This is a genomic window from Ralstonia sp. RRA (assembly GCF_037023145.1).
In the GTDB taxonomy this organism is placed as follows: Bacteria; Pseudomonadota; Gammaproteobacteria; order Burkholderiales; family Burkholderiaceae; genus Ralstonia.
The window spans coordinates 1,016,827-1,036,879 of the sequence record NZ_CP146091.1 but is presented as its reverse complement, the minus strand read 5'-3'; the positions used below and the strand labels follow the sequence as shown (position 1 = coordinate 1,036,879).

Genomic DNA, 20,053 nt, shown 5'->3' with positions numbered 1-20,053 from the left:
ACCCCATTGCGAGATACGCAACTACGAGAAATAGAATTAGGCCAAAGACAATATTAGCCGCACGATTCGCGGCCGCCCTACCTTTTTTTACTGCTATAGAGACGTACAGGATGATGCCGATGATTAATATTATTGGCACACCAGCCCTCAAAAAAATAGAACAGCCACCACAATCCGACTGCGGAATTTAAGCTGCTTCAATAATTTGTCTGCAAACATCGAAGCAATCATCGACGTGTGAATTTCCTACGTACTTCATCGCAGCGAAGCCGATGGCTGCATTGGTCGCCCATCCGATTACAGGGACGAACTTGAGAACCTGTTTTGTTACGGCCCTCCCTGCTACCTTTTTTAGGGCCTGCGTGATGAGAGTCTTTGTGACTTCCGCCCCAATCATTGCCAAACCCGCGCGTTTAAGTATCTGAAAAATCACCTGTTTGGTTGCCTCGTCGTAATGACCGATTTGGTCCTTAGATAGGCCGAATTTATTATTGATAGCTGGAATCAGCTCCAGAAGAATGACAACGTCTGCGGCCACATCCACGCCCGGCGTAGGAATGGCAGAGACTCCGCCGGAGGCTAGCGCCCGCTTCGTCACCATTGACTTGCACTCCTCTCGCAACTCTTCCAACCTCTGTAGATTCTTGGGAAGCATCTCAACTCCTCTCTGTGTGTCGAATACCATAGTTCGCCGTATCGTCTGCTCTGCAACGAGACGTGTCCGGTTGGACTGAACTTCGCAACTACACTGCGCCAGATGGGCGCTGCGCATCGGCAAAGTGCCGCTGGTTCTGCGGTTGAACGCGAAGGAACGGAATATCGCTAGGCTTGCTCGCTATCACCCGGACCTCAGGAGTTGGCTGCCGTTCCACTTTACTAGGCCAATGACTGCCATACTCTTCTCACCCGCAGACGGAGAATGTCGAGCCGCTCACCCTTGTCAGCGGCTACTTAATTGTGCGCCCTCGTTTATACAACTGACGCTGCGGCATGTACCCCCCACACAGGAGGGGAGCCCCATGAAACGGCCATTACTGGCATGAGGCACAAGAAACGGCAAAGAAGTGAAAATCTTTAGGGCCACCAAAAATCACCCGCCAAGTGTCATTTCCTTCGTAGATACTGCGTTTGCATCCCTCTCCGCGCGTCCGAGCAACACGGACAGGATGATGCCCAGCGACTTGATACCAGTTTTCCGCAAAATGAAGACATTCCGCGTCTCAAACGGGCCGCTGGGCGGAGCCTTACAGACCTATGGCGACGAGAATAGTGGTCAATTCCAATTAAGACACAGAACGTCTCGATACCCCCTTAGACTCTGAACCCACGTACTCTTGAAAAACGAGCGATAACCGCTCCCGACACGTCGGTTGCGCCGTCTGCTTTGGCGTACTTATAGTCTCGACAAGGTTTTCTACGCAGCACCTAGCTCTGTACAACCGCCCATGCACATTACGCTCGGACTCAGCCTAGACGGTCGCCAGGGACCCTCACTCAAGAACACACTCAACGAACCTGTTGTTGGGCGGATGGGCCTACTTGGACTCCTCGAGATGTACCTGGGTCTAAGCAGGCCAGAGGTTTCCCAGGCTCGCCGCGTGACGAGCTACCTGGGCCACTTGAGAAGGCATGCCGACCGGCCCCGCTTCTACAGCCGGTCTTTGGAAGCTGATAGCGTTGGAACAAGCGCCCGTCTGTTGGCTTGGCGCGATGAATGGCGCCTGGCTGGCTGGGACGGCTCCACGCCAGCCGATGGTCCAAGAAGGCTCCAAGAAATGGCACTGGTCGAGCAGTCGGCCTTTGGCGACATTCCGCCCGGCGAAGCCGAGCGCCTCACCGAGGTGTTGACCAGTCTGGCTACTGAACGCACCCCGATTCAGACCGTACTGCTGGTGGACCCATTAGAAAGTTTCCCAGCGGTCTGGCGAAGGGTCTTGGCCCTGCTGCCGAACGTCACACAGTGGCAACCTGAACCCCAGGGGGCTGGACAGCTTCGTCAGTTGCAGGAGCGCGCCGTTCAAGCGCTGCAGGATGGGCAGCTCGAAGCCCTGGCAAGTCCGATTGCCGACGGCAGCGTAGTGCTTGTGCAGGCGTCAACTCGCGAGACGGCCGAGCATTGGCTAAGCGCCACGTGCCGGGAAAGCGGCGCAGACCGCTTGCTGGTCTGCGAGTCCGAGGGGGACTCACTGGACGCCACGATGATGGCAACAGGCTGTGCTGCCAGCGGCTTTCAGAATTCGAGCGAGCTTCGCCCAGCGCTGCAGGCCGTGGGACTGGCGCTTGAGATGTGTTGGAAACCGGTCGATATCGGACGGCTGGTCGAATTTCTCTCTCACCCAATCGGCCCCTTCAGCCGGAGCGTGCGAGCAAGTCTTGCCAGAGCTGTGGCGGACCAACCAGGCATCGGCGGTGAGGCCTGGGAGAAGGTTAAGGCCGACCTCAAAGCGAGCGATGGCGGGGAGCCTATTCTGGATGACATCGCATTTTGGCTAGAGGGCGAGCGCTGGACCCGAGACATGGGAGCCCCGGTGGATGCCCTGTTGACTCGCGTCGACAGGCTCGCTGAGGCGCTTCGCAAGCGTCTTACCGGCGACGAGGCCTTACGTGCAGCGGTTACTCCCGCCGTCGGCCAGTGCGCAGCCATTCGAGAAGGTCTAGTTGAGTTCCAAGGTCAAGGAGTTGCCAACCTGACGCCGCGTCAGCTCGAACAACTCGTAGTGCAGGCCACGCCAACCGGCGCCACGAACCCCGGTGCTCCCGCCCAGGTTGGCTGTATCCGCGCCGAGTCGAGTGCCGCTGCTTGCATCGAACCCGCCAGCGAGGTCATCTGGTGGATGCCATCGACCCCGCAGTTACCTCAGCCTCTTCCCTGGTCCCAGACCGAACTGGAGGCGCTGCGCAAGCTAGGCGTGGAGTTGCGCAGCCCGCAACAGGAACTCGATTCATTGGCCCAGCAGTGGCTGCAACCATTGCTGGCAGCCAAGGAGCGGTTCGTATTAGTACTGCCGCCCGCCGGCGCCGAAGAGCACCCCTTCCGCCAACTGCTTCTGAGGCTGGCACCAAGCCTGCAGGGTAGTTGCATTAATCTGGACACCGAGCTTAGCAATGAGTTCGTCGGGACGCTCTCGGCCAATCTCGCCAGCATGCAACTGCCGCAAGCCCCCAGATACATCGAGCTGGGAGAGCCTGTAGCGCTACCTGTGGAGAGACAGTCATTCACCTCCCTCTCGGAACTGTTCAACGCCCCGGCACTTTACGCTGTCAAACGAGTTGCTCGGCTGCGCCCGACACAGTTGCTCGCTGTCGAGGAAGACAATCGTCTCCTCGGCACTCTTGCACACCGCGTCTTTGAGAAGCTCTTCGAACAGGTCGGCAGCCTAACTTGGACCGACCAACAAGCCATGGAGTGGTTTCGGGGGCATATCGATGAGCTACTGGCAACGGAAGGAGCGCTGCTCTTAATGCATGGCGCCGGTGTGAGTCAGCAACGATTCAAGTCGGTATGCGAGGGCGCAATTCTCTCCATGCTGAGTCACCTGCGAGCGGCAGGAGCAACGGGCGTCTGCACTGAATTTGCTCTTGAGGGAAAACTTGGCGGCGTGCATCTCGTCGGCAAAGCCGACCTGCTTGTACAACTGCCCAAGGGGCAGTCCGTGGTGCTAGACATGAAATGGCGCGGCGACAAACGTTACGCCGCCTCTTTGCATGAAGGCCAGCATCTGCAGTTGGCCCTCTACTCTTCACTCTGCGAACAGCAAACGGGCACTGCGCCTGCTGCACTGGGCTACTTCATCCTCGAGTCAGGTGCAATGTTTGTGACGGCACCTGATGTCATGCCCGAAGCGCAGGTACGCACACCTCCTGTTGGGTCGACTGCCGACTTGCTCCAACAAGCAATGACGAGCTGGAAGTGGCGCGCCGAGCAATGGTCGAATGGACAAATCGAGGTTGTATCCATTGGGGGTGGCGAAGACTTCCAGGGGCCACCAGGAACGCTGCAAGTTGAAGGGCCAAAGACTTGGGACAAAGACCTCCTGGTACTGCTTGGAGGCTGGGAACAATGAATAACATCGAGTTCATCAGCGCTGGCGCCGGCAGCGGCAAGACCTACAAGCTCACCACCACTCTAGCGGAGGCGCTTGAGTCGGGAGATGCACGTCCGCAGGGCATCCTCGCCACTACGTTCACGGTCAAGGCAGCGACCGAGTTGCGCGAGCGTGCGCGCTCACGACTTCTGGACAGGGGCCGCATCGACTTGGCGACGGCAATTGGTCAAGCCAGACTCGGCACCGTCAATAGCGTTTGCGGACAGATGCTCAAGCGATTCTGCTTTGAGCTAGGCCTGTCTCCGGACCAGACCGTGCTGAGCGAAGGACAGACCAAGCGGTTGCTAGCCGCATCCCTTGCCGAAACGCTCGATAAAGATGGGCAAGCAGAACTCGTTGAACTCACGGCTAAGTTCGGTATCGAGCAAGCAGAATGGTCCAAGTCCATTGAGAATGTAGTCAAGGCCGCGCGAGACAACGACATCTCTCCGGAACAACTGCGCACCATGGGTGCCAGAAACGCCGACCTGATGCTCGCTAACTGGCCCGCGCCATCGAAAGGTGCCGCCCCCACCGAAGCGCTGACTGCCGCGTTGACGAAGGCCTTGGCAGATGTGTCTGCCTACATCCAGCAGACCGAGGCAGCCGGAGGCCAGGTCGCAAAGAACCTGCGAGAGGGGCACCAGGAACTGGAACGGCTCGAAAGGGTATTCCGTGCGGGCCGATGGACCTGGCAAGACTGGCTTGCCGGATGCAGCATCGACGCTGGAGCCAAGGTTAAGGACAAAGTCCAACCCGTCGCCGAAGCTGCTCAGGTGCACGAATCTCACCCGGCTTTCCATGCTGACGTGCGTCGGTATCTGGATTTGGTCTTCAACCTAGCCGCCGACGCTCTCGACTCATACGCGGAAAGTAAGCGGACGCTGGGTGCCGTTGATTTCAGCGACCAAGAGGTCTTGTTGCTCAGTGTTCTGCGTGACAACGAAGAGGTGCGCGCCGCCCTGGCCGGCGAGCTGGACTTGGTCATGGTCGACGAGTTCCAGGACACGAGCCCGCTGCAGTTGGCGCTCTTCGTAGAGCTTGCAAAGCTAGCCAAGCGCTCCGTGTGGGTAGGTGACCCCAAACAAGCCATCTACGGCTTTCGCGGCACAGATGCGCGGCTCATTTCGGGGATTCTCGGCGCTATCGAGGGCTGGGGCGGTGAGATTGGCGAGCCTCTGGTCACGTCGCGTCGTTCGACACCTGCGCTTGTGTCGTTGACGAATTCGGTCTTCGAATCGGCATTCTTGCCTGACCTGCAACCCGAGGACGTTCGGTTGCAGTCGTGGCGTACTGATATCCAAGACCAGCCTGTTCTCTTGAACTGGAACTTCGAGAGCAACAAGAACGAGACGGATTACCTCGGACTTGGACAGGCCGTGCACGCGCTAGTTAACTCAGACCTCAAAGTCGAGGACAAGGCAACAAAGACACTACGGCCCGTACGTCCTGGCGATATTGCGGTCCTATGCCGCAAGAATGACCAAGTCGAACTGGCGGTGACATCGCTGACCCGGTGGGGCATCCCATCGGCAAGTCCCCGAGCAGGTCTGCTGGGGACACCCGAGGCCATCTTTGTCCTGGCGTGCCTACGACGTTTGCTCGACCCCGGCGATACCGTCGCATCTGCCCTGGTGCTTGGCCTAGCGGATGGTGTGCCGGTGGAGGAGTGGCTAGCCGACCGGCTCAGATTCATTTCCGAAGAGGGCGCGGTGTCGCACCAGTGGAGGACTACTGGCGCCTCAGCGCATCCGCTACTTGCACGCCTTGAAGCCCTAAGGCCAAAGCTTTCAACGTTGACGCCCAAGGAAGCGCTGCGATTGGCAAAGGCCGAGTCGCATGTCGCACGGGTGGCCAGCCAGTGGTCGAGCTCACCCCAGCAGGCTAGGACTCGAATCGCCAACGTCGAAGCCCTGGTGGAGCTCGCCACAGCTTACGAGGATGAATGTGAGGCGGCCAAGCGGCCTGCGACGGTTAGCGGTTTGCTACGGTGGTTTGAAGCTCTAGCCGAAGCTCAAGATGACGACCGCGCAACAAATGCGGACGATGCCGTCAGTGTGATGACCCACCACGGCGCAAAGGGCCTTGAATGGCCCGTCGTTATCCTCTCGTCGCTAGGAACCGGAGCACGAAGTGCTTTGTGGGAAGTTCGTGCTCGCACCGAGGGCGACTTCAATGCTGAACGCCCCCTTGACAATCGGTTCGTACACTTCTGGCTCAAGACCTGGGGCAAACGCACGCAACCTCAAGCCGCAGCAAACGCGGAGGCCAGCGTCATCGGCAAGGCAATGGCAGCGGACGCCCTTGCAGAGAACAAGCGGTTGTTCTACGTCAGCATGACCCGCGCCCGTGACATCAATGTTCTGGTCTCCTGTGTGCGCAAGAGAGGCGCTAATCGAGGCTGGGTGGATGAACTCGGCGCCACCGCTTTGCTCTTCGGTGATAGCGGCCCAGTTACCTTATCGGACGGCAGAACCATCCAGAGAGAATCCCGAACCTGGAAGGCTGAAGATTGTGCCCTCGAGCCGCCTGAGCAGGTAGCGACCACTTGCAGCTGGTTTGTCGCTGCGCCAGCCACAGACGCCCCACCGCTGTGGTATCGCCCCAGCAGCGCTACAGGCGGAGCATATGGCGTCGCTGAGTCCGAGGCAGTAGGTGTCCGCATCGCAATTTCTGGCAGTGTCGCGATGAACGACCTGGGGACTGCGCTGCACCTGTGTGTAGCGCGCGCCAGCGTGGCAGGCACGGTCTCTGAGGTGGACATCGAACGCATCCTCTTGGCATGGGGTGTAGCCCACGCAGTCGACAGAACCGCAGTGGTTGCTCAGATACAAGCCTTCTTTGCGTGGCTGCAGCAACGCTGGCCGGATTGCGCGGTCCATGTTGAAGTACCAGTGGAAGCCAATCGCCCCGACGGAACCCGTTTGCGGGGCCGTATCGACCTGCTCGTGGAAACACCCGGAGGATGGGTTTTGTTGGACCACAAGGCCAACCCTGGTGGTACGAGCCATGATGACACGCTTGTGCAACAGCATGGGGCGCAGCTATCTGCCTACGCCCAGGCAATCGAAGCTTGTACGGGCAAAGCGGTCAAAGAGCAGTGGCTATATCTGCCGGTGGCTGCTCGCGCGGTAAGAGCCACCGCCGCGTAGCAGTGGTAGGTTTCAGCCACCGATTTTGCGGATAAAGCGCAAGCAACGGTAGCGTTCTTGAGCGGCACGCCGAGGAAGAGGTACGGTGTGCTACTCAATAGCCGCATGAATACCGCGAGAGGGAGTCGACCGCGAGACGAAATCGCCCGAACTTAAAGGGTGCCGTTAAGCTGATGGGCAAGCGGCCCAAAGCTGTCATGCTCCCGGATTAGTCGGCGTTCCAACTCGTCCAGACTCTCTCCGTCTGCCGGGTTCTGAAGATAGGTGAGTACGATGCGTTGCCCGACCCTAACCGCGTTGGCAAGGGCGTCGTGGACCTTGCGATAGGGCCGACCTGGGTTCGACGCGTGACGTGACCGGTTGTTTCGAGTCCAGGTTGAAAGAGAGAATTCAACCCTGGCAAGGAGCAACCCAAGATGCCTCGCAAGAGCTTTACCCCCGAACAAATCATCGCGAAGCTGCGCCTCATCGAAGTAGCGATGGGCAGTGGCAAGACCGCTCAACTGGCCTGCAAGGAGGCCAGCATTTCCGAGCAGAGCTATTACCGTTGGCGCAAGGAGTACGGCGGCCTGCAGCACGACCAAGCCAAACGCTTCAAGGAGCTTGAGCGCGAGAACGCCCGGCTGCGCAGGCTGGTTGCCGACCTGTCGCTGGAGAAGGCGATGCTCAAGGAGGTCGCTTCGGGAAACTGGTGAGCCCCGAGCGACGCCGACGCGCCGTGTGCATGCTGCAGGAACGGTTCGAGGTCTCGGAGCGCAAAGCCTGCCGCGTCGTGGGCCAGTCCCGGGCCGTACAGCGCTATGTGGCGACGGTGCGCGCTGACGAGGACGCACTCACGCAGGCCATCGTTGCGCTGGCGGCCGAGTACGGTCGCTATGGCTACCGACGCATCACGGCGCTGTTGCAGGCCAGCGGTTGGCAGGTTGGCCGCGACCGCGTGCAGCGCATCTGGCGTCGCGAGGGGCTCAAGGTACCGAAGAAGCAGCGCCCGAGGGGCCGTCTATGGTTCAACGATGGCTCCTGTGTGCGGCTACGCCCGGAGTATCCACATCACGTCTGGAGCTACGACTTCGTGCACCACACGACCGAAGACGGCCGCAGCCTGCGACTGATGACGCTCGTCGACGAGTTCTCGCGCCAGTGTCTAGCCATCAAGGTAGGGCGACGCTTAAACAGTATGGACGTCATCGAGACGCTGGCCGACGCCATGCTGGTACATGGCATCCCCGCGCATGTGCGCTCGGACAACGGTGCGGAGATGACAGCGAACATCGTGCGTGACTGGCTGGGACGTTTGGGTGCGAAGACGCTGTTCATCGCACCCGGCAGCCCGTGGGAGAACGGCTACTGCGAGTCCTTCAACGGCAAGCTGCGCGATGAGCTGCTCAACGGCGAACTGTTCTACAGCCTCAAAGAAGCGCAGGTCGTCATTGAACAATGGCGCCGGCACTACAACACGCGGCGACCGCATTCGTCGCTTGGATACCGTCCGCCGGCACCTGCCGCCCACTGGCCAACACCGATGACCGCACAGCAACCAGGCACCATCCAATAAACTTCAACCCTCTCACAAGAACTGGACCGGAATATCGGTCACGTCACGCGTAGGGCCTGCCAGCCAGCAAGTTCTCTACGTTCGTCCAATAACGGCGAATACGACTGTACCCGACGGGTGGACCTTTGCGCCCAGCAATACCGATATAGACGCCGGCACGCTCACCGCCCACCGTGAATATCTCCCAGCGATACGCGTACGGCAGGGTTACATCGAAATCTTCCGGCTCGACCACTTCGGGCGCAAAGCTCAGGGAGCACTCGGCTCGCGCGGGCGCATTGCCGCCAACTATCTTGCTTTGAGGATGAGCGTCGCTGTCATTGACCGGCAATCGGCGAGTCGGGCTCGAGGCGGCTGCGCGCTGCCGAATCAATTCGACTTCGCTGTCGATGATGCTCAATAGCTGTTCTAGTGAGCCGTCGAATGGCTCACATATCTGGCGCTCCTCTGCTCGAGAAGACGCAGCGCGCTTAAGGTCAAAGACGCCCTGGCGACCCTTAGCACGTAGACGTATAGCCCGCAGTTCGGAGTTGCCGTCGACGCTGAACCAGACGGTTAGCCCATTCTCGAGCATTCCAACTCGCAGATGCGAGCGGTGTACTTCGATTGAATCGCGCAACGCCAAAAGGCATTCCTGAGCGCTGCTATCTTGACTCACTCTTAGACCTCCATCCGCGTACCGCAATTTAGTGAAACGCCGCAGAGAGTTGCGGGCCAACTCAGTCCTTTCTGGCTTCTGCAGGCCCCAGAAGCTCGTCTACGCTGCGAACCGTCCAAGCATTCGCATCTGCGCCTGCGTCAGCCAGTTCGTCTACTAGGTCCGCTGTCTGCTCAGCCCCCCCACTAAATGACAGCTCCCAGAGAACGCCATGGATAATTTGAGCAAGTGATGGCACTAGCACCGCTGAGCCGGGACAATCGCTACTGATACCGTTGCCCTCCACGACGGGTACATTTCCATTGAATCGCAGCGGCAAGTTCCAAAGCTCTGCCAATGGGCAGAACATGATGGACCACTGGATTCTTGTTCCCGCGCAATACAGCATGCCTCCGTTGAGCTCCACGTCCTGCCGCAACACGTGGCCGATGCCTACAATCGAAAGGCCATGGCGTACGACTAGCTCGCCTGTTTGGGCGTTCTTTTCCCAATCCGGCCGTAGCTCTAGGTATTCGATTCCCTCTGCCTCATACTCGCCGGTGTAAGGAGCAGCCGGATTCTTCCTCGCTTCCGCCAGGTACTCGGCTGCGTACTGCCGCCTGAACATCTGCAGCAGGATGGGATTGCACTCGAGCAGCGCGAAGATATCTCGGAGGTGGAGGTCCCCTTCGAGTCGCACTGCATCCATCAGGTAAGCGACCGCATCCGCTGTGACATCAGAACGGAGATACCCCTCTTCTCCGGTTTGTGCGTCAACACCCCAGGCGACGAACTCCAAGCAGCCACCGGCTTTAAGGACAAGCCCTCGCATTCAGTCGCTCCGCGCGTAGTTAATGAGCCCGGCGATACAACTACTTGTGCCCTTGCCAGAGCGGGTCTGCGTCGTCGTCCCACGCTGGCGCGAACACCACACCTTGCCAACGCGGGTGTTCGGGGTCAAACGGCGTACCGGAGCCAAGACGAGGCAGCTGCTGGTTATAGACCCACCCTGGTTCACCTGCCTGCAGCATCCTCTCTCGCAAAGCCACATACTGTGCAGTCGAGAACCTTGGCCCAAACTGAAAGAAATCCTGCCCCTCGAAATCACTCTTTGGCGTCCAGACCTGCCATAGGTACTTGTAGAAGCGGGCCTGTGGATGAAGACGCTGCGCAAAAGACACCAGCCCATCCGGTGTAAAGCGTTCCCAGTTTTCTCTTGTTGGCGCTATCACTCTCACTCCACCGAAGAATCGCCTGCTTGTTTGGCCATCATCGCACGGGGCCCTTCTCGAAACATCCGCACTCGCGTGGGATTGCATCGGCGATGCTGCGTTATTCGACGAAGCACGTAATCAGCGCGCTGAGCAGATTGCCGGTGCCAATGCACCGGAAATGGCTGTCAAATGTCCGATGAGTTTTTGGGTCATACGTTCCGACCAGCTGGAACGCTGCGTTCCTGGCGACCTGTTTTCCGCTTGCCTCGGTCTTGATGGCCCCAATCACCCTGAAGTGTGCGTCTCGAAGATATTCGGTGCTCATAGCCCCTCCCTTGGTTGACGTGATGCCAATTGCATGTGGCACCCTGCAACCCTACGACCACTCCAGGACACTCCGTGTCCCAATATGAGCGGGCACCAGTCGTCTCAGAAATCCTCCGCCCAGCGCTCCCAGAAACCAGGTTCGTCGTGATGGGCGTTTTTCATCGCAAGCTCAAGCGGCACAATGTAGAAGCCCACATCACTGAACTTCATCGTACCGTCTGGATGCTCGAGAAACGCTTGGACTTTCCGGTACAGCGCATTACGTCGGTCAAATGGCACGTCAAGATAGACCTCGCCAGCATACGAACGCATCATGGTCTCTGACGCAATAGGCGCGCATTCGCGCCACCCAATGCCCTCGCCATCGAGCCAGTCCAGAATGAGCTTCCTACTTTCGAAAGTCTTGTGGTCTTCGCGATGCGGCGGCTTGGCGCGCAAGAACTCAAGGTAGAGCACATCCCGCCTCAGTTTGCGAGCTATCGCGTCAATGTGTTCGAGTAGTACCGGCATCGCAGTCTCGTTGTTGCAATTGAAGAATGTTTTGTCGAACCTCAGCTATCAGTCAAAGAGCTGTAGTTTCGGATTCGTTGTTGATACCGTACGGCACATGCCCCGTCGCCACGTGCCGGGCCGCCGACTCGCAATTCCGGACGTGGTCGTCGAAGAAAATGTCTGGCTCAAATTCGGCTAAGAATGGTGCCTTGGGCTGTCCTCCCAGAAACATCGCCTCGTCAACCGTAACGCCCCACGCCATCAGCGTACGAATCGCTCGCTCATGCGCCGGTGCGCTGCGTGCGGTCACCAACGCAGTACGCACCGATACTAGCGACTCGCGACGACTCCTCAATGAGCACAGAGCATCAAGAAACGGCTTCAGCGGCCCTGGGGGCAGAGGCGTACGCGCGTTGCGGACTTCGTGGTCGATGAATTGCTCCAATTGCATCAGCCTAAAGACGCGTTCCGCCTCATCGCTGAAAAGTACCGAATCCCCATCAAACGCGATGCGCAGTTCGCCCCCATCGGCTGGAGAACCTCTCCCAACTGCGGGGTAGACCCGCGCTGCCGGAAACCCTGCCGCCATGGCCGCCCGGACGTCCGGCGCGTTTGCTGAGAGAAACAGACTGGCGCCAAGCGGGCCTAAATATCGATGGGGCGTCGCGCCGCTCGTGAAGATGGCCCGCCCGATTGCCAAGCCGTGGTGCCGAGCCGATGCAAAAACTCTCAGGCCCGTTATCGGGTCATTGCGCGACAGAATCGCGACCTCAACCTCCTCCACCCCGTTTTTGTTGAAGGCGAGAAGTTTCCGGACAAGCGGGAAAGCTGCCCCCGGACCAGCAGGCACGTCCAGCCGTGCCGCTTGAACGGCGCAATATGCAGCCGGGTTGCCCTCAAGGAAAACCTGGTTTTCGTCTTCGAAGTCGAAGAGCGCCCGTGCCGAAACGGCGATAGTAATTTTGGCGTTTGAAGTCATGACCACCTCGCAATACCACTCAGCTATCGCCATCTGGCGCTAACCCTGGGAGCAACCACGTGGGCGGAGTCGACGGATTGCCTCGCCCTACTTTGACTTGAGCATGTCACTGAAATGGGACATTCCATGTCTCGCTCAACGAATGTGGGTAGAACCGCCCGACCAACTCACTGAGACACAAGATGTCCCAATTGGCCATACAATGTCCTTGGCGCTGGTGAGGCCGCCACGAAACCACATAGAACAACTCCTGGCATGACGACTTCGAGCCTTGATGAAGCGATTCTTCGCATCCTCCCCACCGAGCGGGACGCGGAGGCGTGGCTGTCTACGCCAGAGGTGCATCGGCGACTCGAAGAACGTGGACATCGTGTCGGCTACACGAAGAAAGTGCAGCGACATCTCGCTGCTCTTGAAAGAGACAAGCTCGTCGTATCGATTGAGAACGGCCGAGAGCTACTCTGGCAGCGCAAACCGTGGCTGCAGGGTACCCGCGAAGCAGTGAGCCTGATGAGCGCATCTGAGGCAGTGGCGTTTCACATCCTCCAGCGCTTTGCCGGAGACAAGCTGCCCAACGCCGTTACCAAAGATATCGAGCCGCTGTTCAAGGCAGCAGAGACTCGCCTTTCGCAGGAAAAGGAAGACAGCCGCCTGTACCGTGCATGGGCCGACAAAGTGGACTCCGTCGATGGAGCATTTGCTCTCATACGGCCGAAGCTCAACCCCGAAATCTTCCAGACCTTGGTCACGGCGACATTCTTCGAGCGGGTCTTGCTTGTGCAGTATCGACCGGCCTACAAGCCAGACCATACTGGGGAAATAAAAGCGAAACCGTTGTGGCCACTGGCGCTGGTTGAGTCTGGTGGCATCATGTATATGGTCGCCCAGAACCCGGCATACGCGCCAAAGCCGGAGGAAGGAAAACCGAAGTGGCTCCGCACGCTTTACCGCCTAGACCGCATTGTCTCGGTTGCTGAAACGGGGGAGACATTCCCCTACCCTAAGGACTTCAGCCTACGCACCTATATCCAAACCGAACAGGTCTTCGACTTCATGCCGGAGGCTCCCGTTCTGCTCGAACTAGCCTTCGAGGAGAGCGCGGGAAATCATCTCAAAGAGACACCGATGTCTAAAGACCAGCGTGTCGAACCGCTCCCCGATGGCCGCCTAAGGGTGAGCGGAACTGTCGTGCCAAGCCTAAAGCTAAGGTGGTGGCTTCGCTCCCTGGGGCCGACTGTCGAAATTATCAGCCCACCGTCGCTTCGGGAAGAGTTTGCGCGCAACTACGCTGAACTCGCGAAACGCTACGGTTTGCCGGCTTAGTAGCAAGTCGTGGGCTCCTCCTTGTTGCCCCTCATTCCCACACTTGCGTTTCAAGTGAACAGTTGATAGCTCATCCCTCCTCAAGTCTGAAATGCACGAGACCGTACTTCGATATGTCGCCGATAACATTGACTCTCTACCCGTCGTATACGACTGGAGCTTCAACGAGGATACAGTTCCACTCGGAGTCAAGGCTCTAGGTAGGAATTGGTTCGAGAAGAACTTGGCTTTGAAGACAGCGTTGCACGAAGCCTGGCTTAACGGGTCAGATGATGACCGCAAAAGAATCTGCGATTGGTATATCCAGACGTGGGGAGGGATACGTCGAAACACCGAAGATAATCTCCGCCTCTATGGCACTGGCAGCGAAGAGAGCATCCTCGCACGCGGGGTGCAAGGCATGGCGTCTTGGTCCAAGGCACTCACCATTCGCAACCCGAATAGTTTCGCCATCGCCGACGCCAGGACATGCATCTCACTCAACGCGATTCAGCTGCTGGCGGGCGCTACTGCCCCCAGGATATTCCCGTCGCTGCCAAGTCGAAATTCTCGAGTCCCAAGAGCGCAGAGTGTAGTCAAGCTCCGCCAGAGGGAGAGAAATTTGAGAAAGATAGAATCGCAAAACTGCTATCCGTCGTACAACAAGCTTCTTATTGATATCGCCAATGCGGTAGGTCGAGGAGTTACGAATCAGATGGTCGAGATGTTGCTGTTCGCGCAAGCCGATAAACTAAGTGAGGACCTGATTAGTAGCCACCCGTGATGGCTGTTCCAGTCGGGGCCGGGCGTTGCTCGGGCGGGTAGTCAAGCGGAGGCCCGAGGCCTAGAAGCACTCTCAATCGCTCGACCTTCGCTGGCGAGTAGTTTGTACACATGAGGCCTCTCCTCGTACCCAAGGAAGCGATGGCGCATTGTAGGCATTCATCATGGCGGCATCTTTCCGCAGGTGTCTCGTTCTATCTCCCACTCTAGCAACCAGGACTCAGCCGCGAGCTCGCTGCGAAGGGCACTGACGATGATGCCCGTATCGGTGGTGCCCTCACTTGGCGGCATCGCCTGCTCGAGTTGACGCGCACGCATGACGACAACCTGCAGGCACCGGATTTCCCACAAGAGCCGACGTACAACGGGGTCGTGGCCGTACTGCTGCTGAATGTCGTGCAAGCGTTTTCGGGTGAGTGCCGGGAAGCGTTGCCGTAGAGGGAACGTCATTGTGTGACCCCAAACGTGGCCAAATTACCGGCGGCTGCGCGACAGGCGTTTCAGGGCCTGTTCCTCGTCCGTTGACCAAGCAAGGGGCCGCTCCCACAAACAGGGTTCGGCGAACAGCGCGGAATCGAGCGTGTCCAGCCGCGCCAGGAATGGCCTGTCGACGCCGAACATGCGCGCCAGCGTCACCACGCTCTGTGCCTGTCTGGCTATGTCTTGGAGACGATAGATTTCCCACAGCAGCTCATGCACCTCCGGCGTAGGGCTGCGCTGCCAGATTGCTCGCAAGGCCTCACGGGAGAGCTTGTTGCGCTGCGTCGGTGCGGAGGGGAAGTCACGGGCGGTCATGGTCGAATTACTGTATATTTATAAGGGCTATCCACTTAGCTCCAGCCATGCCAGAATCACTGGATGGATATACAGGTAAAGCAGATATTACCCCCAGAACCGGGGAAGGACTACCCCCGTAACTGGAACGAGTTTCTGGACCGGTTCGGGACGGAAGAGGCTTGCCTGTCCTACCTGGAGGGATTGCGGTGGCCGCAGGGGTTCGTTTGCCCTGATTGCGGCGTAGCGGCCGAGCCTTATCGGTCGAGCCGCACGCGCCTGATGTGTCGCAGTTGCGCTCACCAAACGACGGTGACCGCTGGCACGATATTCGACAAGACCCGTACCCCGCTACGTGTGTGGCTGGCTGGTGCGTGGTATCTGACCAATCAAAAGCAAGGCGTCAGCGCCCTTGGTTTGCAACGGGTGCTAGGCCTGGGAAGCTACCAGACCGCTTGGACGATGCTGCACCGGTTTCGCCGCGCTATGGTGCGACCGGACCGCGAACGCCTGAAGGGGTGTGTAGAGGTTGACGAGACCTACCTGGCCATCACGGACCGAGAGGCCCCTATCTCGGCCATCAACCGCAAGAACCGCACGAGCAAAGTGCTGGTCATCCTTGCGGTCGAAATGCTTCAGCCCAAGGGCTTCGGCCGGATACGCTTGCAGCGCATCCAGAACGATGGCGCCGAATGCGTCATCCCGTTCATACAGGCGTCGATTGAGCCTGGCGCCCAAGTCAGAACTGACGGGTCAGCAGCCTACCGGACATTGAGCAAGCTGGGTTACGAACACCAGCGCAATGTGATGCTGGGTGCCGAGGTGCCAGCTCACGTTTCGATGGCTGGCGTTCATCGGGTTGCTTCACTGGTCAAACGCTGGATTCTCGGCACGCATCACGGCTCGGTTCAGCCCGAACATCTGGACGCCTACCTGGATGAGTTCGTGTTCCGCTTCAATCGCCGCACCTCGGGCTCGCGCGGTCTCTTGTTCTATCGGCTGCTTCAGCAAGCGGTCGTTACCGGCCCTGTGACGTATGCGGATGTAGTGAACCGGGTCGAGACGGTGTAGCATACGAATACTGTATATCCATCCAGTTATCCTGTGCTGGTGGAGCTAAGTGGATACCCCACATATTTATACAGTATCTGCAGCCGATGGCACCTGTCAATGAGAGCAGCAATGGTGTGACGACTGCGCCGCTAGCAGCGGAGCGGCAAGCGTTTGCCCGCACTCCATTAGCCGTGCCTATCAGCCATGGTCCAGTCAACTACGTTTACCAGAGAGCGAGTCCGAACAGACTTGCCTTGACCCAGATGATGCAAACAGCACAGGTGGCGCGCATGCCTTCCCGAATCGACATGGACAGCAATTCGAAGGTGCCTGCATCAGCACGCGCCGGCACGCGGGACGAGGCACTGAGACTGCTGGATACGCACGGTATCTCGATTGTCGAGCTGGACTACGAATCAGGCTGGCAAGACGCCGTTGAGCTCGGACGGCAGGGCCAGAAGGTTGGCATCCGTGTCGAGTTCCGTGGCCACGAAAGCATCACAGTCAAGTCACCGGCTGCGCTGGTTGCAGGTCTCGCGCGGCCGAAAGCCACGTTCCGGCAGCGAAACCTTTACTGTCAGTTCGACTTGGGACGTTTGCCTGCAGGCGAGTTGGAAAGACTGGAGGCAAAAGCGGAAAAGCTGGGCGACTATGTTCTCGCTGGTCACCTGCTGCGGGAGGTCGACGTGGTCTGGTCCGAATAGCCCGAAGCTCGCGCGGCTTAGGAGGGACTTTCCGACCAGCTCAGAATTCGCTATGAAACGGGCCACTGGCGCCGGCGGTGCTCCTCAGTTTCGATAGCGTTTTTTTGGCAGCGAGAAGGACCACATACGTCTCCACCGTTGCCCCTGCAGCCAAGGCTCGCAGAGTCTCGCGAAAAACAGGTGCAACGACATCGGGTGGAAGCCCTAGCCTATCGGCGATATCGAGCACGTAAGCATAGTGCTCCTCTCGAAGTTCTGAGTCGCTCACTCGAGTGTAGGCGTCAGCCACAGTTCCGTTGCGTTGGATTGTGAGCGATTTCCCAGTTCATGCAAATGCTCTTCTGAGGCGAAGGCTCCGACGCTCGGGAATACCCGCCGTTGGCCAATTGCAGAAAGTCATTCGCTTATGGCAATGTGATTGGTCGTTTCACATTGGCTGAACCAGCCTTCATCGATTTCTAGGCGCTCCGGTATGGTGCTCTCAACCACCTCAATCGATAAGCTACGTCATCTCGGATTGCAGTTGTCCGATGAGCCGTCTTTCTCGGCCGACCATCTCGCGTACCTCCAGCGGAAAATTGAGGTTCTGCTTGGGGCACAACTCTGCATCTCCTCGGAAGACATGGATATCGACCAACATGTTCTCACCGCTCTTCTCATCAACGTACCGAAAATACTTGTCGCCATGCTTTTCTTCAGCATCTTCGGCGTCGACATGAGCTGAAATTCGAACGTCAAAATGTCGCTCATACTGGACCAATGCATCGCCGAGTGTCTCCGCATCGACCTGCAGCGCCAAGTCCGTATGGGGGCACGCACTGCCAGTGTAGGTATAGCGAGAATTCTTAGGGCCGCACAACAAAGGCATCCAGCCTCCTTTCTCTGCTCAGAATTTTGAGTACGCGGTCGCCAGTTTGGCCGCGCGTTCGATTGTCTGTGTTTCCGACACGAAGTCACCTCGCTGCTGCCGAGCGGAAAGCGGACGGCGGCCTACTCACTTCCACTCATACGATGCTGCGCGGACGAATTGGGCTCGTGCGTGTTCCGTGAGCCAAGGAAAGCGCTCCTGTAGTGCTAGGTCTGAAGCCGCCGCGTTTTGCGCGCTGTCCGCGTGGTGCCAATGACGTACATCACAGGCCTCCATCCAGATTTGCTGAATCGTTGTGCGGTCTGCAGCGGTGAGCGTGGGCCACGCCGTCACGTCGGCTAGGAACCTCCAAGGCAGGTCCCAAGCTTCGAATGCCTCAATGGCGGCGATTATTTCGAGTTGCACAGGTGAACTGGAACCAATCCTTGCTGCCAATTCTAACGGCTGGTTCTGGCCGGAAGCGGGCGACGGCATGCCGGCGCAAAAGGCATCTTTCTGACACGGCGAGCGCTCGACAGTGAAACGGTCACTCGTATGGCGCTGAGTAGTCGACTTCGACCTCACCAAAGTAGTGACGGACCATCCTGGGACGACGCTCGGGAGTTCCCTCATCAGGGTCAATTTGGTCTGGGTAGGCGAGGTCAATCTGGAATTTTCCACCCTGCACCAGATAGCTCAAACAGAACCACGCCTCGTTACCTGGGACCTCTTGCCAGCGCTCCCAAATCTCATACAGGGCGCTCAGTAACTCATCGTTGCAATGCCGGAATGTCACCACTCGGGCATCACCGCGCTCGTAGAACAACGCCGACTCAATCACGCCGGTTTGGACTTCCGCATACACCAGCAACCTACCGTTGAGGTCGGTGGCACTTCGGAGCGCGAGCTTTCCAATGGCTTGATACAGCTCTTCAATTTGCATGGTCTTTCTGGGTCTGGTCGACGGACATGGTCCAACTGTCTAACGGCCGCTTCTGGCCGAGAGCGGACTGCCAACGGCTGCGGGTCAGCACAACGTTGGCACGCCGCTGTATCTGAGCTTTGGCATCTCAGGCAGCTGCTGTAGATATATGCCAACGAGTTGATTGTCCCCCATCACGCCGGACGCAGGTTCGCTGCTAAGCAAGGTGACGTGATAGAAGCCGTCATCAAGCTCAATCGACTGGCCTGGCGGACATGTGGAACGCCAGTCCATCAAATCGTAGAGGTCTCTGATGCAAAGCATCCTGTCGCGCACCTCAATCCCCAACCGGAGTTTGAAGTCGTGCTTTTCGACGACGGCTTCTTCCGGGTAACCCCTGTACACGTTCATCAAGAACCGACCTGGAGTGCCCGTGCTCACACCAACTATTCGGCCTTCGACCGCTTGCGCCGCAACCAAATCGGGGTCAAAAAATTGCCTCTCGAGATAGTCATCACCCTCAGCAATGGAAGCCGTGGCGAACGGTGAGTAGAAGATTATTCCAAGGCCCTCAACATCCAAGCTAAAGCTCTTGATTGGGTTCATGTTCTTCGCAGGGGGATTGCCATTCCTCTATAACGCCAGTATGCCCGGTGAGAGGAACGACAGCATTTGGCCTGAAGGGGTCGCTGGTGGCCTAACTACCGGCCGCTCTTCTGGCTTTGATAGGAAATGAAGCGACTCGCTTGGTTTGCGAGGCTTGGATGAATATCAACGCGCTCGGCAACACCGCGTAGCGCTGAAAAATACTCTTCGCGCTCTTGCTCGGGCAAGTCCGAGTTCAGCATGCGGTTGACCATCAGTAAAGCGTTGAGCGACGGTGCCCGGGCCAGTGACTCGAGAAGAATATCTTTGTAGCTGGGGTAGAAATGCTCCGTTAGATGGACCAAAGTCCCGGGCGCTCCACAGTCCTCCAGCGGATACTTTTCGAAAAATCGAAAGATAGAAGGGATTAGGTCTGCTTGGCACGAGAGTGGGACCGACTCAACTAGCTTGTCCACCCGTAGAACGAAGCTATCTTCCCGAGGGTCTAGCTCCAACAAATGAATCTCAAAATTACTGGCCGTAAGCGCGTCAGCCACTGTTTCACTCCATTTAGAGTCGGGTCGTTGATTGTCGGCCATTCTGCCCCGTTTCGAATGACGCTTCATGGCCGGTAGCGGTAAG

19 protein-coding genes are annotated in these 20,053 nt (G+C 58.1%); 7 read left to right on the top strand and 12 right to left on the bottom strand.

Annotated features, from left to right (window positions below; all coding sequences use genetic code 11):
* Positions 1-187: 187 nt before the first annotated feature.
* Positions 188-655, bottom strand: coding sequence for a hypothetical protein (locus tag V6657_RS05015; protein ID WP_048935983.1), 468 nt, complete (start codon positions 653-655; stop codon positions 188-190).
* Between the two features lie 1,120 nt (positions 656-1,775).
* Between V6657_RS05015 and V6657_RS05010 the strand changes: the two genes are divergently transcribed.
* The 3 genes from V6657_RS05010 to V6657_RS05000 all read left to right on the top strand — a co-directional run bounded on the left by V6657_RS05010 (position 1,776) and on the right by V6657_RS05000 (position 8,792).
* The gene (locus V6657_RS05010) at positions 1,776-4,064 is read left to right on the top strand and encodes a PD-(D/E)XK nuclease family protein (protein ID WP_200900890.1); all 2,289 of its coding nucleotides are present in this window, start codon (positions 1,776-1,778) and stop codon (positions 4,062-4,064) included.
* Positions 4,061-7,237, top strand: a complete 3,177-nt coding sequence (locus V6657_RS05005; RefSeq protein WP_048935982.1) for a UvrD-helicase domain-containing protein — start codon at positions 4,061-4,063, stop codon at positions 7,235-7,237. Before V6657_RS05010 ends, V6657_RS05005 begins: the two co-directional genes overlap by 4 nt.
* 416 nt (positions 7,238-7,653) lie before the next feature.
* Positions 7,654-8,792, top strand: a protein-coding gene (locus V6657_RS05000) for an IS3 family transposase (RefSeq protein WP_137884966.1) whose coding sequence is annotated in 2 segments (ribosomal slippage) — positions 7,654-7,918 and positions 7,918-8,792 — 1,140 coding nt in all. Because the reading frame shifts where the segments join, the coding sequence is not laid out codon by codon here.
* A gap of 43 nt (positions 8,793-8,835) precedes the next feature.
* Here the strand turns inward: V6657_RS05000 and V6657_RS04995 are convergent.
* The 5 genes from V6657_RS04995 to V6657_RS04975 all read right to left on the bottom strand — a co-directional run bounded on the left by V6657_RS04995 (position 8,836) and on the right by V6657_RS04975 (position 12,441).
* Positions 8,836-9,450, bottom strand: a complete 615-nt coding sequence (locus V6657_RS04995; RefSeq protein ID WP_137884830.1) for a hypothetical protein — start codon at positions 9,448-9,450, stop codon at positions 8,836-8,838.
* A 61-nt stretch (positions 9,451-9,511) separates the two neighbouring features.
* Positions 9,512-10,228, bottom strand: a complete 717-nt coding sequence (locus tag V6657_RS04990) for a hypothetical protein (protein ID WP_137884829.1) — start codon at positions 10,226-10,228, stop codon at positions 9,512-9,514.
* 533 nt (positions 10,229-10,761) lie between these two features.
* Complete coding sequence (locus V6657_RS04985; RefSeq protein ID WP_048931986.1) at positions 10,762-10,968, bottom strand: hypothetical protein; 207 nt, start codon at positions 10,966-10,968, stop codon at positions 10,762-10,764.
* A 104-nt stretch (positions 10,969-11,072) separates the two neighbouring features.
* Positions 11,073-11,480 carry a hypothetical protein gene (locus V6657_RS04980; protein WP_048931985.1) on the bottom strand — a complete coding sequence of 136 codons (408 nt, stop codon included), beginning with the start codon at positions 11,478-11,480 and terminating at the stop codon, positions 11,073-11,075.
* Between the two features lie 52 nt (positions 11,481-11,532).
* A complete protein-coding gene (locus tag V6657_RS04975) occupies positions 11,533-12,441 on the bottom strand; it encodes a 5'-nucleotidase (RefSeq protein WP_048931984.1) in 909 nt (302 codons plus the stop codon).
* Between the two features lie 255 nt (positions 12,442-12,696).
* Between V6657_RS04975 and V6657_RS04970 the strand changes: the two genes are divergently transcribed.
* Positions 12,697-13,764, top strand: coding sequence for a WYL domain-containing protein (locus tag V6657_RS04970; RefSeq protein ID WP_048931983.1), 1,068 nt, complete (start codon positions 12,697-12,699; stop codon positions 13,762-13,764).
* Between the two features lie 223 nt (positions 13,765-13,987).
* On the top strand, positions 13,988-14,527 hold the full coding sequence (locus V6657_RS04965; RefSeq protein WP_137884828.1) for a hypothetical protein: 540 nt from the start codon (positions 13,988-13,990) through the stop codon (positions 14,525-14,527).
* Positions 14,528-14,688: 161 nt separating this feature from the next.
* Here V6657_RS04965 and V6657_RS04960 read toward each other — a convergent pair whose 3' ends face one another.
* Complete coding sequence (locus tag V6657_RS04960) at positions 14,689-14,928, bottom strand: hypothetical protein (RefSeq protein WP_182585147.1); 240 nt, start codon at positions 14,926-14,928, stop codon at positions 14,689-14,691.
* A 72-nt stretch (positions 14,929-15,000) separates the two neighbouring features.
* The gene (locus V6657_RS04955) at positions 15,001-15,321 is read right to left on the bottom strand and encodes a hypothetical protein (protein ID WP_048931980.1); all 321 of its coding nucleotides are present in this window, start codon (positions 15,319-15,321) and stop codon (positions 15,001-15,003) included.
* A 63-nt stretch (positions 15,322-15,384) separates the two neighbouring features.
* Here V6657_RS04955 and V6657_RS04950 point away from each other — a divergent pair, with 63 nt between their 5' ends.
* Entirely contained in the window at positions 15,385-16,371 is a 987-nt protein-coding gene (locus V6657_RS04950; RefSeq protein WP_024542051.1) for an IS1595-like element ISRama1 family transposase, read from the top strand.
* Positions 16,372-16,661: 290 nt separating this feature from the next.
* Positions 16,662-17,057 (top strand): hypothetical protein, encoded by a 396-nt coding sequence (locus tag V6657_RS04945; protein WP_048932003.1) that lies wholly within the window; start codon positions 16,662-16,664, stop codon positions 17,055-17,057.
* A 502-nt stretch (positions 17,058-17,559) separates the two neighbouring features.
* Here V6657_RS04945 and V6657_RS04940 read toward each other — a convergent pair.
* The 4 genes from V6657_RS04940 to V6657_RS04925 all read right to left on the bottom strand — a co-directional run bounded on the left by V6657_RS04940 (position 17,560) and on the right by V6657_RS04925 (position 20,010).
* Entirely contained in the window at positions 17,560-17,856 is a 297-nt protein-coding gene (locus tag V6657_RS04940; protein WP_137884827.1) for a hypothetical protein, read from the bottom strand.
* 595 nt (positions 17,857-18,451) lie between these two features.
* Positions 18,452-18,847: a hypothetical protein gene (locus V6657_RS04935; RefSeq protein ID WP_048931977.1), complete on the bottom strand. Its 396-nt coding sequence runs from the start codon at positions 18,845-18,847 to the stop codon at positions 18,452-18,454.
* An 84-nt stretch (positions 18,848-18,931) separates the two neighbouring features.
* Positions 18,932-19,432: a hypothetical protein gene (locus V6657_RS04930; RefSeq protein WP_048931976.1), complete on the bottom strand. Its 501-nt coding sequence runs from the start codon at positions 19,430-19,432 to the stop codon at positions 18,932-18,934.
* 95 nt (positions 19,433-19,527) lie between these two features.
* Positions 19,528-20,010: a hypothetical protein gene (locus tag V6657_RS04925; RefSeq protein ID WP_137884826.1), complete on the bottom strand. Its 483-nt coding sequence runs from the start codon at positions 20,008-20,010 to the stop codon at positions 19,528-19,530.
* Positions 20,011-20,053: the final 43 nt, after the last annotated feature.